This is a genomic window from Roseofilum sp. Guam (genome assembly GCF_017746735.1).
GTDB classification, from domain to species: domain Bacteria; phylum Cyanobacteriota; class Cyanobacteriia; order Cyanobacteriales; family Desertifilaceae; genus Roseofilum; species Roseofilum reptotaenium.
This window is the reverse complement of record NZ_JAGHZN010000084.1, coordinates 1-15,364: the sequence shown is the minus strand read 5'-3', so window position 1 is coordinate 15,364 and position 15,364 is coordinate 1. Positions and strand designations below refer to the sequence as shown.

Below are 15,364 nucleotides of genomic sequence, written 5' to 3'. Positions count from 1 at the left end.
AGATGCCTACCTTTCCCTTTGTCCTTTTGGACGCAGTGCAGTCAGCCATTTTCACTGCTCTATAGTCATGAGGGTTCAAACCGATAATTCGCTGACCATGTTTAAGGCTTTTCATGGAAATGCCCTCAAAAGAACAATTTAGGTTATCGTACCTCATAGCAGCGTGAAGCACTGTATCAAGGAAATTATCGAAGTTTGAATTTCTGTGGCAAAGGTAGTTTTAGAGAATCTTTATAAGAGTTTTGTCGCTTCTGCTGGCCAAGTTCAGCAGCAGTCAGTGGCAGAAAATGGCAAGGGTGAAAGCTCTCGTAAACCCAAGTCTCCAGTTTTGCGGAATATTAATTTGACGGTGGAGGATGGGGAGTTTTTGGTGCTGGTGGGGCCATCTGGATGTGGTAAGAGTACCCTGTTGCGGATTATTTCGGGCTTGGAGAGTTTGACAGGGGGACAAGTTTGGATTGGCGATCGCCAAGTCAATACCTTACCCCCGAAAGCTCGTAATACCGCCATGGTGTTTCAAAATTATGCCCTTTATCCCCACATGAGTGTTTATGAGAACATCGCCTTTGGTTTGAGGCGGGGGAATTCGGGACAATCGATAGAACAATGGATGAAACGAGGGGGAGTTGCCCTAACACGATCGCTTCCTCCCGGTTTCCGCTATGTTTCCCTGGAAGAGCGTCAGATTAAAGCGCAGGTGCAACAAGTAGCGAGGTTATTGGAAATTGAAACTCTACTGGAGCGCTTACCGAAGCAGTTATCTGGGGGACAGAAGCAACGGGTAGCTCTGGGACGGGCGATCGCCAGAAATCCCCATGTTTTCCTCATGGATGAACCCTTATCTAATTTAGATGCTCAGTTACGGACACAAACGCGATCGCAGATTGTGGAATTACAGCGACAGGTCGGAGTAACGACAATTTATGTAACTCACGATCAAGTAGAAGCAATGACGATGGGCGATCGCATCGCAGTCATGAATCAAGGAGAACTGCAACAGGTGGCTCGACCCTTAGAACTCTATCATCGTCCCGCCAATCAGTTTGTCGCCCAATTTATTGGTTCTCCGCCCATGAATTTTATACCCGTCGAGTGGTCTGCCCCCCTTCTATTACGGCATCCCCAATTTCGCTTGACCTTACCAGAAAGGTGGCAATACCCCTTACAGAAATTAGGGGAGTCTTCCCTAATTTTAGGCATTCGCCCAGAACACCTTCAGGAAAGCGCTCCCGCACCTAAAAATTTGCCGATTCAGGTGAAAGCAGTCGAGGAACTTGGTCATGAAACCTTACTTTCGGGAAGTCTCGCAGAAGAAACTCAAATTCTTAATCTGAGATTGTCTCAACCGCGCTCCATCAAGATCGGGGAAACCCTCTGGTTTTCTATGATTCCTGAACAAATGCACCTATTTTCTGTCCAAACGGGATTAGCAATTTTCCCCCTTGACGATCAAAACCATAAGAACTTCTGAATCTAAATCAAAAGTACAGCCAACTCTTTCTCATTTTGTTAATATTTATTTACACCAACAATTTGAGCGTCAATGAGGACTTTAATCTATGGAAGATCGTGAAACTTTACCTAACCGTAACGCTTGGAAGGTCGGCTTCACCCCCCAAGCAGAAATCTGGAATGGCCGTTTAGCCATGCTTGGCTTTGTGGTTGCTCTAGGAATTCAATTGGTTTCTAGTGATGGAGTTCTGGGGATTTTGGGGCTATAGCTCTACGCGCTAGGGAATAGGGAATAAGCAATAGATTTATAGATTATGGATGCTAGGGTCGATCGCTTGAGGTCTGCCCTAACCCCCTTGGCGGTGGCTATATAGACAAAGACGGCAGGTTAATACTTGCCGTCTGTCAGAGTGAATATTAAGGTCTAGATCTAGCCGATATATTCCCGTAAAATGCTATTGCGGTTGGGATGACGCAATTTACGCAAGGCTTTCGCCTCAATTTGCCGTATCCGCTCCCGTGTCACATTAAAGATTTGTCCAATTTCCTCAAGGGTTTTCATGCGTCCATCATCTAAGCCATAGCGCAGACGCAAGACATCCCGCTCACGAGGACTGAGAGTTCCCAAAACTCCTTCTAAATCTTCCCGCAGTAAACTTTTAGAAACTTCGTCTTCTGGTGTTTCCCCATCCGATTCAATAAAGTCTCCTAAACGAGAATCTTCTTCTTTACCAATGGGAGTTTCTAGAGAGATGGGCAGTTGTGCAGATTTGGCAATGAACCGTAGTTTTTCGATGGTCATTTCCATGCGTTCTGCAATTTCTTCCTCGGTGGGTTTGCGTCCCATTTCTTGGGAGAGGAGTTTCGTGGTCTTTTTAATCCGAGAAATGGTTTCGTAGAGGTGAACCGGAAGGCGAATCGTACGGGATTGATCGGCGATCGCCCGCGTAATTGCTTGACGAATCCACCAAGTGGCATAAGTCGAGAACTTATATCCTTTCTCATGGTCAAATTTCTCGGCTGCTCGGATTAAGCCTAAGCTCCCTTCCTGAATCAAATCTTGGAAGGATAAACCCCGATTCATATATTTTTTGGCGATCGAAACCACCAAACGCAAGTTGGACTGTACCATCTTGTCTTTAGCTCGTCTTCCCAGATGCAAACGATAGCGAAACTGGGGCAAAGGCATTCCCACCGATTCCGCCCATTCTGCATCGCTCGGTTCTCGTTCTAGCCCATCTTCTAAATCGTCTCTCAGACGCTCTAATTCTAATAAATCAGCAATTTTACGGGCTAGTTCAATTTCTTCATCAGCCCTTAACAATCGAATCCGACCAATTTCTTGTAAATACAGACGAATAGAGTCTTCTGTATAATGCTTTTTCTTGACTTGGGTCTTTCGACGTATCGAGCGAACTTTGCCAGACTTACCGTCTTCCTCATCCGGAGTAGTATCTAGATAATCTTCTAGTTCGTCCTCCTCTATTGCATACAGTTCCTCTTCAAGTTCGGGGGGTTCGAGGGTTGGGAGTAGGTTTTTAGCCTGGGTCATGCCGCGTTCCTCATGCTCCTTATAAATATCTTAAGAAATGAAATTGAGAAATTGTGTTGGTGAGTTTTTGTTCACCCTTATCTACCAACAAACCTTTCAAGTTTAACAATACTTGAGGGATCTGTGGGTCAGATTGGAGAAAATTAGATCGTTTTCTCCCGTTAAATGAGTATGGGGGGGTAGTACCCCATATTCACTTAGAGGATGTTCCTTAGTCCTCCTCTTAGTGAGGTTCCCCTGATGATCCAACACCAGCGAACTGGGAGAGTAAGACCCTTCCAGCTAGAGGTTGGCTCAGCGATCTCAGGACTGGATTTTAACCAGAGCGTGACATCAAGGGGAGGAAAAATTAGGATTGGCTTTGCCATACTACAAAAACACGAAAATGTAGTGGTTTTTGTAAGTGAACTCTACTAGAGTAGAAGATCAGACTCAACTACCAATTGGATTCAGTTAATGGTCTCAATTGCAGTCTATTTTCTGTTAAGTTAACTCACTTTGCCTGAAATGGGAGGGGCAATTAGGTTAAGTTAATTGACAAAATTAACGTTTTAGCGGCAAGCTTTGTTCTCTTGGCTTCTAGGATGGCGGTAGGGTATCGGGGAAGTCATCCTCTTTCAGGGGACTGGGCAAATCCAAAGAGAGTCCATCAATGAGAACAGCTTTGACAATGGGGTCTCGTAAGCTCACCCACAAACTGCAATGTTGTTCTGTAATACTAATCACTACGCGAGTTCCATTGTAAGTGAGTTTACAGCCAAACTGATAGAGTTGGGCCCGGAATTGAGGGCCGAGGGTGCATAACCGACAAAACATTTCCTGTTTGTAGTTCATGCCCTCTTGAATCTGGTCATTTAACCAGAATTTAAAGGTAAAAAGGGTGTTTTCCTTAACGACCAGAGGTAACACAATAGTTTGGCTGTAAAATCAACAGACTAGATGTGATGTTTCAAGACTAAAATACGTGAGTGCGTTCTTAATCTTGAAGATTAGTGAGATTAAACGCAAATTGGGCTTTGAGACCGGACATGTTCGACAAAGTTAGAGAGAATTTGTAGTCCAGCGCGGTCGGATTTTTCGGGGTGAAATTGAACAGCCATGAGGTTGTTTTTGGCGATCGCCGCTGCTACACATTGAGTTCCATGGGTCACTGTTGCTCCGCAGACCGCTTTATCCTGGGGATCGACATAGTAGGAATGGACAAAATACATCCAAGAAGTGGTCGATAAATGCGCCCATAAGGGAATATCCGGTTGGGTAAAGTGGAGGTGATTCCATCCCATGTGAGGAATGGTGATTCCCGGCTCCCAGTGAAAACGACGGACGGCTCCAGGGAGAATACCTAGACCGGGTTGCTGTCCTTCTTCGCTGTAGTCAAAGAGGATTTGTAATCCTAAGCAAATACCAAGAAAAGGTTTCCCACTGGCGATCGCCTCTTTAATCGGATCTTCTAAGTTCCGCGATCGAATATGCTCCACGGCTGGATCAAAGGCCCCTACCCCCGGTAACACCACAGCGTCTGCTTGGTGTATTTCTGTAGCTAGGTCGGTTACTTTGGGGGTTGCACCGGCTTTCTCCAGTCCCTTACAAACCGAGTGCAAATTACCCATATCGTAATCGATGACGGCGATAACTGACATGGTATTTTATCCTTACTGAATGGGCGAATATGCCCTCATTGTAGGTTATTCTTGATGTAAATTAATGTAACAATTTCCGAGCATTTGCATAAGAATGGCTGATTTCAACGGAGAACCCTATAGGGGACATCGTTCTCGTGTGGTTAAATATGCTGTACTAGAAAGGAGTGTATTAATACTTAGCTCAAGCAAATGTTCAAAGTTTTCGTTTATGGGACCCTCAAGCCCGGTGAAGTGAATTACCAGCGCTATTGCGAAGGGCGTATCGTCAAAGAAGAGCAGGCGATCGCCTGGGGTCGTTTATTTTTGCTACCCATGGGTTATCCAGGCCTGACTGTAGGAACGAACCGGATTGAAGGATATGTACTCCATTTTCAGGATTCACACCTGCTCAATCAGCTCGATCAATTAGAGGGCTATCACCCCGACTCACCCTTAGAGGACAATCAATATCTACGCCAGTTGATGCCTGTCTTTCGACCAACGGGTGAACCTCTGGGTGATGCTTTAGTCTACGTGATGAGTGTAGAGAAGATTGAGGGATACGGGGGAGTGGAGTTACTCAATGGCTCTTGGTCTCCCGTATCTGATTAGCGGTCATTCTGGAGCATTTGATGAAGATCGCCCGTTGCATTAGGCATTCCCAAAGGATTGTTATCCGATTTAGGGATATTAATTAGGGGTTGATCGAGGGCAATACGCATCAGAGCTGGCGAGGTCGGGGTTTCCGCTATTTGGGGGAACAGTTGGTTAGAATTCGCAAAGGTTGTAGATAGGGCTGCCACTGCAGCAGCAGCGATCGCCCCTGTCCCCCATAAAAGGGCAGTGCGTTTGGGTCGTCGGTCTAAGCGGCCCATCACTTGAGTAACCATGTCCTCCACGGGTTGCTCTTGGGGAGGAGTGGGCAACAGTTCAAAGCCTTGACGAAGTTTAAGCAGGCGTTGATAGAGACATTGAACCGTAGGGTCATTGTCTAGCCATTCTTCCACCTGTTTGCTTTCCGAAGCACTGACTTCGCCATCAAGATAGGCACTGAGCAGTTCAAAGCGATCGCGTTTTAACATATCAGGTACACCCATATGTGAATTGGGGTTGGTGTCATTCCAGGAAGTCAGATGGGATAAACATCCCTCCTTCTGGGAATGGGGTTGACAATCAAAGTGAGGAGTCATAGGGGGTCACCTACCAAGTTGATAAACTCAAGATCACACTTAGTGACTAACCCAAGATAGTGTACACCTAATGATCCTAAAAGGGGTATTTAAGTTTCCAATTAATCTTAAGATTTCTCAACACGAAGTCTGAACGGGTCAGTTTTTCTTCTTAGCTATTGAGATACTTCTGAAGTTGGACTTGTAAGCGTTGACGCGCCCTAGCAATCCGAGATTTTACCGTTCCTAGAGACACACCGGTAATATCAGCAATTTCTTCATAGGCCATCCCTTCGATTTCCCGCAGGATAATCGTTGTGCGGAACGTTTCTGGCAAATCGGCGATCGCCTGTTGCAATTGTTCGTAAAACTCGGTTGTGGTTAGACTCTCTTCTGGGCCTGGATCGTCAGCCGGAAGCTCCCAACTTATCTCCTCATCATCAAACCGGCGTGGGGCATCTAAAGAAATTGGGGGTCTTACCCGTTTACGCTTGCGGAGTTCATCATAAAACAAATTGGTCGTAATCCGACTTAACCATCCGCGAAACTTAGCCGGATCGTTCAGACGCTTCACATTACGATAGACCCGAATCCAGACTTCCTGACCTAAATCTGCCCGGTCTTGCCAATCTGGAGCCAAGTGATAGAGCATCCGATTGACATGGGATTGATATCGCCTGACCAATTCAGCAAATGCCAATTTGTCAGGGCGAAGACCGGCCTGACAGCGCACAATAAGATCAGTGTTTGAGAGTTTTTCGGGCTGCACAGGTGCTTGAGGAACTCCTGCCCCAACCGTTGACCAGGATAAAGAAACAGATTGACTCATGGACAGAATTAGTGCTTAAACACTCCAGTCTAGACATGACGTGAGGTTTTGCTCTAAGTTCCCGTTCAATCTCTCCCTAGTTTACCTGAAACAGGGCATTATCCCTAGGATTAAAGCACAGATTACTCCAAAGGTTGAGGCTTTTTCTCGTAAGTCTGTGCATAATTTTGTAACAAATGGCTGACCTGAGAAAGAACGTTATCCGTTTTACCCAGGGCTTGCCGTTCGGGTTCTTGAGGTTTTTCTTGGTTCTTAGAAATAGCCGCACCAACTTGTTGCTTAATTAAACCCATTAGCTCTTGTTTCGCTCGATCCCGTTGATAGCGGGCCCCTTCTTCGGTCGTAGCATATAGAGGAGGTAGGCGGTTGAGAGCATAGGCCGCCACATCTCCCAAATCTAGTTTAATTCCTTCTTTTTCTTCGATCGCCGCTACACAAGTCATGGACTCGGTTAGCACTAATTCTTCCATCACATTAATGAATTGCTTCCGGGGAACCGCCACAACTTCACCAGTCAATAAACATCCCATTAACCGGTCTAAAGCCATGTATTCCTCAATGGATAGCTCTGAGGCATTATCACAAATATTCCCCACCTCAGCTTCCATGGCTGGGGTTAAATAGCCATCCTTGAGGGCCTGTTCCACAATCTCTTGGATACTCATAAGGCTGATCTACTCCACAGTTTCCTTGCTCACCATTAACGATACACTTTTCATCCATCTTCCCCCAGTTTGCCCCAAGAATTTCTACGATCCGGATCCCTTTAATCTTGTGAAATATTCTAACCTCTGAAGATTAATGGATTTATTCAATGCCTTCATAGCGCCAAGGCACAGGATCGACAGCCACACCATTTACATAGAGTCCCCAGTGTAGGTGAGGGCCAGTTGAAGCGCCGGTAGATCCTACTGTACCAATGACTTGACCCGCTTCCACCCTTTGTCCTTCCTGCACGTTAATGGTGTGGAGATGGATAAAAATGCTCAAGATTCCCTGGCCATGATCGAGTCCAATGGTGTTTCCATGAATTTCAAACCCATCGACTTCTCTACCCACGAGGGAAATGATGCCCGCAGCAGGGGCAATGACCGGAGAACCGGTAGCTGCGGCATAATCAACGCCCCGATGGTAGTAATTGTCAGCAAATTCGCCGTTATAGTAGCGTTGAACGCCAAAGACCGTGGAAACATACCCTGAACTGGGGCGCAAAAAGGGTCCGTTCCAGAATTTTTGGGGAGTAACCAGGCTCTTGAATGCATCTACGCTGTCAAATTCGTGGTCAGTTCCTTCAAGAGCAGCATCACTTTCGGATAACCAAATGCTTTGGGTAGGAAAGGTGCGATTGCCCATTCCTACTCTAACGGTTTCGGTTTTTCCATCTCCTTGAACCTGAATCGACCAAGTCCCAGGATTATCTAAGGGACTCGATGGAATTAAGGCCCGATATCGATTGGAACTTAAGGGAAATACGGGGTAAGTTGTATTTCCCATCTGTACGGTGGGGGAGTCTGGGCTGGTAACCTGAATTTGTACAGAAATGGTATCTCCAAGTTGGGCAGATTGGGGATTAACCCGAACCTGTAAAGCTTGGAGGGGCTGGCTGAGGGCTGCCCAAGAGACTAGGGTAAGCAGGGTGGATTGATATCGGGTGAAGATGTTCATCGAGCGATCAGGGGTTTAGGGAACTCAAGTGTAAGGATAAGGACTTAGGGTTTAGGTTTTATAAAAACAATTGCTTGTCGCCAGACGATAGTGGGTTGTTCATAGTGATCCATCAAGCAGATACAGTTGACATCTTGCCAAACAATCTTGCCTACAATTAGATCGTCGGTGACTAATTTGAGTTCAACTTCATTTTTTTCTTGGATGAAGTTCTGGATGTTGCGAACACTGGGTAAACTCGTATCGAACTCGGACATAGTTAGAGGGAAAATGAAGGTTTAATTGGGAATCATGGCCTCCCGAACAAAGTTTAACAAGGGATGTCTGAAAATGGGAGAGGGGAGTGGGGAGACACGGAGATGGAGAAAGATCCCTTGTTGCCCATTACCAATTACCATAATGAACATTGAGTAGGGTAAGGTTATGGAACTCAAATTTACGAAGTATCAGGGATTGGGGAATGATTTTATTTTGCTGGATAATCGGGGAACTCAGGAACCTTTGATTACACCAGAGCAAGCGGTTGAATTGTGCGATCGCCATTTTGGCATTGGAGCTGATGGAGTGATTTTTGCTCTTCCTGGACAGGAGGGGACGGATTACACCATGCGGATTTTTAATTCCGATGGTTCGGAACCCCAGATGTGTGGCAATGGGATTCGCTGTTTTGCCCAGTTTGTAGCCCAGCTAGATGGGTCTGGAAAGCAGGAATATCAGATTTCTACTTTAGCCGGGGTAATGGTTCCTAAACTGGGGTCACAGGGTCAGATAACGGTGGATATGGGCATTCCTCGGTTAGGGGGGGCACAGATTCCGACTACCTTGGGATCGGGGAGCGATCCGGTGGTAGATCAGGCATTGGAAGTGGCGGGACAATCCTGGTTAGTGACCTGTGTGAGTATGGGAAATCCCCATTGCGTGACGTTTGTGGAGGATGTGGAGAAAATTGCCTTAGAGAAAATTGGCCCCCAATTTGAACATCATCCAGTTTTCCCAGAACGGATTAATACGGAATTTGTACAGGTTCTAGCCTCCAACCGGGTGAAAATGCGCGTTTGGGAGCGAGGTGCTGGGATCACCTTAGCTTGTGGAACAGGGGCTTGTGCAACGGTGGTTGCTGGAGTACTCTCTAAGAAGTGCGATCGCCGCACGACAGTAGAATTGCCAGGTGGCGATCTCGACATTGAGTGGGCTGTAAACGATAGACTATACATGACCGGGCCGGCTCAATCGGTGTTTACTGGCCAAGTTGTAATCTAAAGAGGACAATTCATGGGTGGGGGAATTTATCTGATTCAGGATGAGGATCATTTAGTAGAGATGATGGAACAATCCTATGATTCAGAAGAGCGCCTGCAAGAGTTAATTGAAAAATATCCTAATCTTTTAGCAGGCGATCAGATCGATCGATCTACCCCTAGATGGTGGTTAGGGATTACTCGTGAAATCACCTCCACCCTAGACGAGGAAGATGATAATAGCTGGTCTTTAGATCACCTATTTGTGGATCAAGATGGTATTCCTACTTTGGTTGCCATTCAGAAAGAGGATAGCAAGCGATCGCGCCGGGAAATGATGGGCAAAATGTTAGAGTATGCTGCCCAACTGCCTTTACACTGGCCCGTAGAATCGGTCATTGCCCAATTTGAACTCAATTGTCGCGAGCAAGGGCGAGATCCAGAACAGGTGTTTGAATCTTTCTTAGGAACCGATGTGGATGAAGAAAAATTCTGGCAGAAAGTCAAAACCCATCTACAAGCTGGCAAAGTCAGATTGATTTTTGTCTCGGATGAAGTTTCTCCAGAGTTTCGGGTGATGATTGAGTTTCTTAATCCCCAAATGGACCCCTTGGAAATTTTAGCCTTAGAAGTGAAGCAATATGTGAGTGAAACGGGTTTAAAAACCTTGGTTCCCCGCGTGATTGGCAAAACAGCCGAATCCCAGCAGAAAAAGTCCAGTACGGTGCTAGAGCGCAGGCGTTGGGATCAAACATCATTTTTCTATGAATATGGGGCCCGACAGAGTCAGGAAGAGGCGCAAATTGTACGCCGATTGTATGATTGGGTAATCCAAGATAAACCCCTGCGAATTAAATGGGGTATGGGAGATACCTATGGTGGATTTTCGGTTTGGGTGTGTCCATCGAATGCTCCCAATGCTCAGATGAGTGAGTTTTTTAGTATTAGTATTGATGGGGTGCTTCAGGTGTCGTCTAGAAGCTATGCTATCCTACCCCCTTTTGATAAAAAGAAGGAATGGAATTATTTAAGAAATCAGTTTAGTTCAATTGGGCTATCTCTCCCGGTTGATCCTGTGGAACCGAGGTTAACCAGTTTTGTCTTATCTAGTTTACAAGATGAGTCTGCCTTAAATCGGGTGATCGATGTATTGGAGGCAGTGCTGAGTAAGGTGATGGGAAATAGGGAATAGTAAATTGAGGAGCAAAGCGTGAGACAATGACAGGTTGAATGAGTAAGAGCAAGCTTTATGTCCCAACCGTTGACTGAGAATCGATATCCAGAAGTTCTATGTATAGAGTGGTCTGTTGTGTCCCTTTCTGAGTCTACGGGAGAGGGACAAGAGTATGATTTGTATTTGAGTATAACCTGCGGCGATCGATGGGAACCTTTGGGAAATGGCCAACTGAAATTTGGCTTGACGGGGGGTGAATTAGCGCTGAGATTGAAAGAAGGGATTTGGTGTTCAGAAGCGGTGCAGGAGCCAGATTTGAGCGGTATTGGAGCGCAGGCGATCGCCTCTGGAACCCCCGAAAATCCCATCTGGACGTTAACTCCACTGAAATCAGGACAGATATTAGCCGGTTCGATCACTCGATGTAAGTGGGGGCGCATTCAATTCACTTCTAGTCAGGGAGTGCTGGAAGCTACGTTTTCTCTGAAGGCTACGGATCTTCAAATTATGGGGGCAGAAGGGTTATGGCTCCATCAAGTAACGCCGAATCAAGTGGCGATCGCCGAACAAAAATTGGCCCTCATGCTACTAGAATCACAACTGCAACCCTACATCAGTCGTACCCTCTGGCAATCTCAAGGGGAAGTGGAGATGCCACCGAGCCATCAACCTAGCTTTGACGGAGCAACTGCCTTAGCTCTCATTACCCAAATTACCACCGCCAACACCGACAACTTCCAAGAACTTGCCGAAATTGCTGGCTTAAACCTCGCTCAAGACTTAGCCGGAGCCAAACTCTTAGGCACTAACCTAAACGGTTTGGACTTGAGCGAAGCCAATCTTTGCCGCGTCTATCTGCGCGGAGCAGAACTCTGTGATGTCGATTTGAGTAGTGCCAATCTCCAAAATGCCAACTTTGGTGGTGCAGACTTAAGTGGCGCTTATCTTAGTGATGCTCATTTAGAAGGGGCAAACTTCCACCGCGCCAGTTTAGCTCTCGCAAACCTCAGTGGAGCTAACTTAAGCGGCGCTGACTTTACTGAGGCTAATCTCAGTAATGCTAACCTCAGCGATACCCAGTTAACAGGTGCAAACTTTACTGGAGCTGACTTAACTGGTGCAGGTATTGTGCTATCCGATCTGACTAATATTATCCTCGATCAAGCCAAGGTTCACGATACCCGATTTAAGGATAATCCAGGATTAACAGAAGCAATGCACGATTCCCTGTTGCAAAGAGGAGCCATTTTTGAACACGACGAGACAGAATAGGGAAAAGAGCAAATTTCAAGGGTAAAAAACGTTGACCTATTACCAGCACAAAGCGCTACAAGTATTAATTGCTAAATGCTAGAAGCTCTTTCAACTGGTTGTTTAAATCTGGGGATGCGATTAAGGGATTATAGACTTCACCCTCATAGGGTTGCCAAACATAATGAGGGCTAAATGGTCGAAAAAGAGGGAATGTTCCTAGATCCGGATCAATTTCTTTGGCTACAACTAATCCGGGAATAGATAAGTTAGATAAATCTTCTATTAGTTCGCTGTAGGTTCTAATATCAAATCCTTAAATGGTTGCTACAAAATAGTTGTCAGTCTACAAGATTTGGGTATAACCCGCCCCTACAGATCTCTGTAGCGTAAATAAATAGATTTGATATAAATTCGTCCACTTCCACACCAACCAAAGCATAGCGAAATGGGGGAGACAATCGTAGCGTTTGATAGAGTAAAATTCCTAATTCTGTCATTGTATAAGCACTTTGAGGGCTATCTATTCTCACTTCATTAATATTATGAGAATAAACTCGACACCACCAGTTTTACTCTAGATCTTGAAACGTATCTGTACGGCATTGGCATAGGCGACTATTTGAGAGTTGCCATTCTATTCCATCAAAATATTGTGCAAATGTATTAACCTCCTTTTTATTAGAACCACATTCTGCTGATAAACTGAAAAGCCATACCATTGTTATGAACTCCTATAATAGATCAACTTAATCAACTCTTTTCAAATTGTTATACCATTTCTCTTTAAGCCTGCCATTAATCGATCCTTGTGAGCGCGCATCTTCATAGAGAAATGGTATTAGCTCATTATTCATTTTAGATAAAGGGGGAGAGCCATCCCCGTAAAAAGTAGTAGATCAGAGCCAAGTATTCATTGGTGACTTTCGTACTTAAGGTGAGGGCTTGGGAACTGGGAATAATATCGGCTAAGGTGATTTTTTTCCACATCGGGGCATTTTGAATAGTAATGAAGTCTGTAGGGCTGGGAATTACTTTGATTTCTAACTCGGCAAAGGTTAACTCTGCGCGATGCATTTGTAAGGCAGAGGTGACCAGAATAACCGGGGTTCCTTGTAATCCTTGAACTTCGAGAATTTTGCTCACTTGTAGGGCAGCACGATAGATATTATCTCCTTGAGAAATGGGTTGGAGATTAGAATTATGGACTCCAAAACGCTGGAGTAAGTTGACAATATCTTGGGCTTCGTTTGTATTTTCGGTAAGTGTAAGACTCTCTACTCTAGAGCGTCCGGTGACAATGATTTGTGGGTCTTGATTTTGGGAAACGGAGGCCCAAAATATTTCTAGAGTATGAAAAATCAGGTTACCGCGATCGCTCAATTGCACATGGCGATACTTTTCGGTTGTCACGGCTTGGGTTGTATCTTGACCCAAGAGAACAATAATTCGGGTTTGTTCCATCAGGGGAACTGGACAAGCGGCTTGACAGTTCAGATAGCGTTGTTGCGTACTTCTGACGGATTCTGATTCTGCCTGATACGCCAAGGTATAGGCAACCAAGGGCAGGCTAAAGAGGACCAAAATAGCGAACCCAGACCAGAGCAGTGTTTTTCCGGGTTTGGCAATTTCGTTACCTTTGAAATGTAACATCCCCGATAAAACTAGGGTAATAGAGAGTCCTAGGGGGGTGAGGGGAAAGACACATAACCTCCAAATGTCGGCCACCACTACCGCACTGGGATTGAAGAAGGTAAGGATAATCAGGGTAAAAATCAGGATTCCCCCCAACCAGGTATAATATTTCTTGGGAATCCATTGCAGGAGAATCGCGTAAGCAATGACTGCAATCAGCAGCCACAGCAAAAGCCGAGTAAGTAGAGAAAAGAGCATACTGTGGCCTGTCTAGGTTGATGACTGGTGAATGAACTGCCTATCACTATCTCCTATTCGCTGCTGTCCGGACAAGGGGCCGTTTTTGTTGGCTTTTTTGACGGTAACGGAGGCCAAGAAAATCAAGCAACGTTATTATTGGCGATCTAATTGCTCGTGCTATTGCCTTGGGATTTAATAAAGTCAATAAACTGCCGTGCGGTTCTGCCAGAGCGCCCATTATGGCGGGTTGCCCATTGTAAGGCTTGGTATTCTAATTCTGCACCCGTGAGAGAAACTTGATTGAGGGCAGCTAAGTGTTTCACCATATGCAGGTAGGTTCTTTGATCGGCAGGTTCAAAGGTGAGGGTTAAGCCGAAGCGATCGCTAAACGATAGCTTTTCTTGTACTGTATCCCAATAGTGAATCTCTTCGGCATCTTGAGGACGGGGGCGATCTCCAAAAAATTCCCGAATTAAGTGACGACGGTTGGAGGTGGCATAAACAATGACGTTATCGGGTCTGGCGGTTAAATTGCCTTCTAAGACGACTTTTAGAGACTTAAAGGCATCATCATCTTCTTCAAAGGATAAGTCGTCAACAAAGATAATAAACTTTTGCGGCAGATTCCGCAGCCGTTCGACAATATCGGGTAAGTCTTTCAGGTCGGACTTGGCTACTTCAATTAAGCGTAAGCCATCATATTGATGAAGTAATCCTTTAATTAAAGACGATTTGCCACTGCCGCGACTGCCATATAAGAGGACATGAAGTGCCGGAGAACCAGCAAGTAAGGCTTCGGTGTTCTGTAAGAGGGCTTGTTTTTGTTCTTCGTATCCCACTAATTCCTTGAGTTGAATGCGATCGGGATAAGAGATACCTTTTAATTCTCCCGACTGCCAGCGCAAGGCTCGATATTCACCGAAGATTCCAGTTCCATGGTTTTGATAATAACGGATGAATTCCGGCAGGGCATCCGGCCAGTTTTGAGTTTTTCCCAGCAGAGGGTGAGCAGAAGAGTCCATGATCCAGGAAACTGGAGGTTCTGGCAGATCGGCTACCCATTGCACCCACAACCCGATCTGTTCCAGCACTGGAGGTTCTCCTTGACAGAGAGTTTGTAGTGTCTGTAAATCCTGTCTTGCTGCAGCGATCAGAGGACTGGGAATTTTAGCTAAGGCGAGGTGTTGCACTTGGCTCGTAAAGGGGTTATGGTCTCGGACAATTTGCGCCAGCAGATAATCTGACCAACTTTTTTGCACATGCGCTAGGGTTCTAAACCAATGACCGTATGCCTTGAGACACTCCAGGGCATTGGGTTCGGGTTGATTGAGTTGGTTTAAGAGGCTCAGAAAGGCTTGCCCGACTTCATTATGGAGTACATTTTGATAGAGAAGTAGGGAAACCGCTTGATGTTGGAGTGAGGCAATTTTTTGTTGCGCTGAAGGGTTTAGGGTGGTCATATCAAGTCCGTTGAATAAGTTGTGATATAGCAGTGAGTTCACTCCACCCGTAAAAATCGGTTAACCCTCCAATTAAT

General features: G+C 45.6%; 17 protein-coding genes and 2 pseudogenes. 7 read left to right on the top strand and 12 right to left on the bottom strand.

Annotated elements, in window-relative coordinates:
- Window positions 1–205: 205 nt before the first annotated feature.
- Entirely contained in the window at window positions 206–1,471 is a 1,266-nt protein-coding gene (locus tag J7529_RS23310; RefSeq protein WP_318730961.1) for an ABC transporter ATP-binding protein, read from the top strand.
- Between the two features lie 88 nt (window positions 1,472–1,559).
- Complete coding sequence (locus J7529_RS23305) at window positions 1,560–1,721, top strand: chlorophyll a/b-binding protein (protein ID WP_271940735.1); 162 nt, start codon at window positions 1,560–1,562, stop codon at window positions 1,719–1,721.
- A 161-nt stretch (window positions 1,722–1,882) separates the two neighbouring features.
- Here the strand turns inward: J7529_RS23305 and rpoD are convergent, their stop codons facing one another.
- From rpoD to hisH, 3 genes are all read right to left on the bottom strand, one after another.
- Window positions 1,883–3,004: an RNA polymerase sigma factor RpoD gene (gene rpoD, locus J7529_RS23300; RefSeq protein WP_271940737.1), complete on the bottom strand. Its 1,122-nt coding sequence runs from the start codon at window positions 3,002–3,004 to the stop codon at window positions 1,883–1,885.
- Window positions 3,005–3,583: 579 nt separating this feature from the next.
- Complete coding sequence (locus J7529_RS23295; RefSeq protein ID WP_318730960.1) at window positions 3,584–3,913, bottom strand: hypothetical protein; 330 nt, start codon at window positions 3,911–3,913, stop codon at window positions 3,584–3,586.
- 89 nt (window positions 3,914–4,002) lie between these two features.
- Complete coding sequence (hisH, locus tag J7529_RS23290) at window positions 4,003–4,644, bottom strand: imidazole glycerol phosphate synthase subunit HisH (protein WP_318730959.1); 642 nt, start codon at window positions 4,642–4,644, stop codon at window positions 4,003–4,005.
- 192 nt (window positions 4,645–4,836) lie between these two features.
- Between hisH and J7529_RS23285 the strand changes: the two genes are divergently transcribed.
- A complete protein-coding gene (locus J7529_RS23285; RefSeq protein WP_318730958.1) occupies window positions 4,837–5,238 on the top strand; it encodes a gamma-glutamylcyclotransferase family protein in 402 nt (133 codons plus the stop codon).
- On the opposite strand, the gene J7529_RS23280 is transcribed toward J7529_RS23285, so the two are convergent.
- The 5 genes from J7529_RS23280 to J7529_RS23260 all read right to left on the bottom strand — a co-directional run bounded on the left by J7529_RS23280 (window position 5,235) and on the right by J7529_RS23260 (window position 8,546).
- Window positions 5,235–5,816 (bottom strand): hypothetical protein, encoded by a 582-nt coding sequence (locus J7529_RS23280; protein ID WP_318730957.1) that lies wholly within the window; start codon window positions 5,814–5,816, stop codon window positions 5,235–5,237. The genes J7529_RS23285 and J7529_RS23280 overlap by 4 nt on opposite strands.
- Before the next feature lie 151 nt (window positions 5,817–5,967).
- Window positions 5,968–6,624, bottom strand: coding sequence for a sigma-70 family RNA polymerase sigma factor (locus J7529_RS23275; protein ID WP_271940750.1), 657 nt, complete (start codon window positions 6,622–6,624; stop codon window positions 5,968–5,970).
- A 122-nt stretch (window positions 6,625–6,746) separates the two neighbouring features.
- Window positions 6,747–7,289, bottom strand: coding sequence for a late competence development ComFB family protein (locus tag J7529_RS23270; protein WP_271940753.1), 543 nt, complete (start codon window positions 7,287–7,289; stop codon window positions 6,747–6,749).
- 142 nt (window positions 7,290–7,431) lie between these two features.
- On the bottom strand, window positions 7,432–8,289 hold the full coding sequence (locus tag J7529_RS23265) for a M23 family metallopeptidase (protein WP_318730956.1): 858 nt from the start codon (window positions 8,287–8,289) through the stop codon (window positions 7,432–7,434).
- 44 nt (window positions 8,290–8,333) lie between these two features.
- Complete coding sequence (locus J7529_RS23260) at window positions 8,334–8,546, bottom strand: Hfq-related RNA-binding protein (protein ID WP_271940758.1); 213 nt, start codon at window positions 8,544–8,546, stop codon at window positions 8,334–8,336.
- 166 nt (window positions 8,547–8,712) lie between these two features.
- Between J7529_RS23260 and dapF the strand changes: the two genes are divergently transcribed.
- The 3 genes from dapF to J7529_RS23245 are packed head-to-tail and all read left to right on the top strand — an operon-like array spanning window position 8,713 to window position 11,973.
- Window positions 8,713–9,549: a diaminopimelate epimerase gene (gene dapF, locus J7529_RS23255; RefSeq protein WP_271940761.1), complete on the top strand. Its 837-nt coding sequence runs from the start codon at window positions 8,713–8,715 to the stop codon at window positions 9,547–9,549.
- Window positions 9,550–9,561: 12 nt separating this feature from the next.
- Complete coding sequence (locus J7529_RS23250) at window positions 9,562–10,719, top strand: hypothetical protein (protein WP_318730955.1); 1,158 nt, start codon at window positions 9,562–9,564, stop codon at window positions 10,717–10,719.
- A gap of 57 nt (window positions 10,720–10,776) precedes the next feature.
- Window positions 10,777–11,973, top strand: coding sequence for a pentapeptide repeat-containing protein (locus J7529_RS23245; RefSeq protein ID WP_318730954.1), 1,197 nt, complete (start codon window positions 10,777–10,779; stop codon window positions 11,971–11,973).
- 64 nt (window positions 11,974–12,037) lie between these two features.
- On the opposite strand, the pseudogene J7529_RS24930 reads toward J7529_RS23245, so the two are convergent.
- The 3 genes and pseudogenes from J7529_RS24930 to J7529_RS23235 form a co-directional block, all read right to left on the bottom strand.
- Window positions 12,038–12,262: pseudogene (locus J7529_RS24930) on the bottom strand (hypothetical protein); the annotation flags it as partial.
- Window positions 12,263–12,368: 106 nt separating this feature from the next.
- Window positions 12,369–12,674 (bottom strand): annotated as a pseudogene (locus J7529_RS24925) (hypothetical protein); the annotation flags it as partial.
- Window positions 12,675–12,810: 136 nt separating this feature from the next.
- Window positions 12,811–13,845 carry a YdcF family protein gene (locus tag J7529_RS23235; RefSeq protein ID WP_318730952.1) on the bottom strand — a complete coding sequence of 345 codons (1,035 nt, stop codon included), beginning with the start codon at window positions 13,843–13,845 and terminating at the stop codon, window positions 12,811–12,813.
- Window positions 13,846–13,872: 27 nt separating this feature from the next.
- Between J7529_RS23235 and J7529_RS23230 the strand changes: the two genes are divergently transcribed.
- Entirely contained in the window at window positions 13,873–13,995 is a 123-nt protein-coding gene (locus J7529_RS23230; RefSeq protein WP_318730951.1) for a hypothetical protein, read from the top strand.
- Here the strand turns inward: J7529_RS23230 and J7529_RS23225 are convergent.
- Window positions 13,992–15,287 carry an ATP-binding protein gene (locus J7529_RS23225; protein WP_318730950.1) on the bottom strand — a complete coding sequence of 432 codons (1,296 nt, stop codon included), beginning with the start codon at window positions 15,285–15,287 and terminating at the stop codon, window positions 13,992–13,994. The two genes, J7529_RS23230 and J7529_RS23225, sit on opposite strands and share 4 nt — an antisense overlap.
- Window positions 15,288–15,364 lie beyond the last annotated feature (77 nt).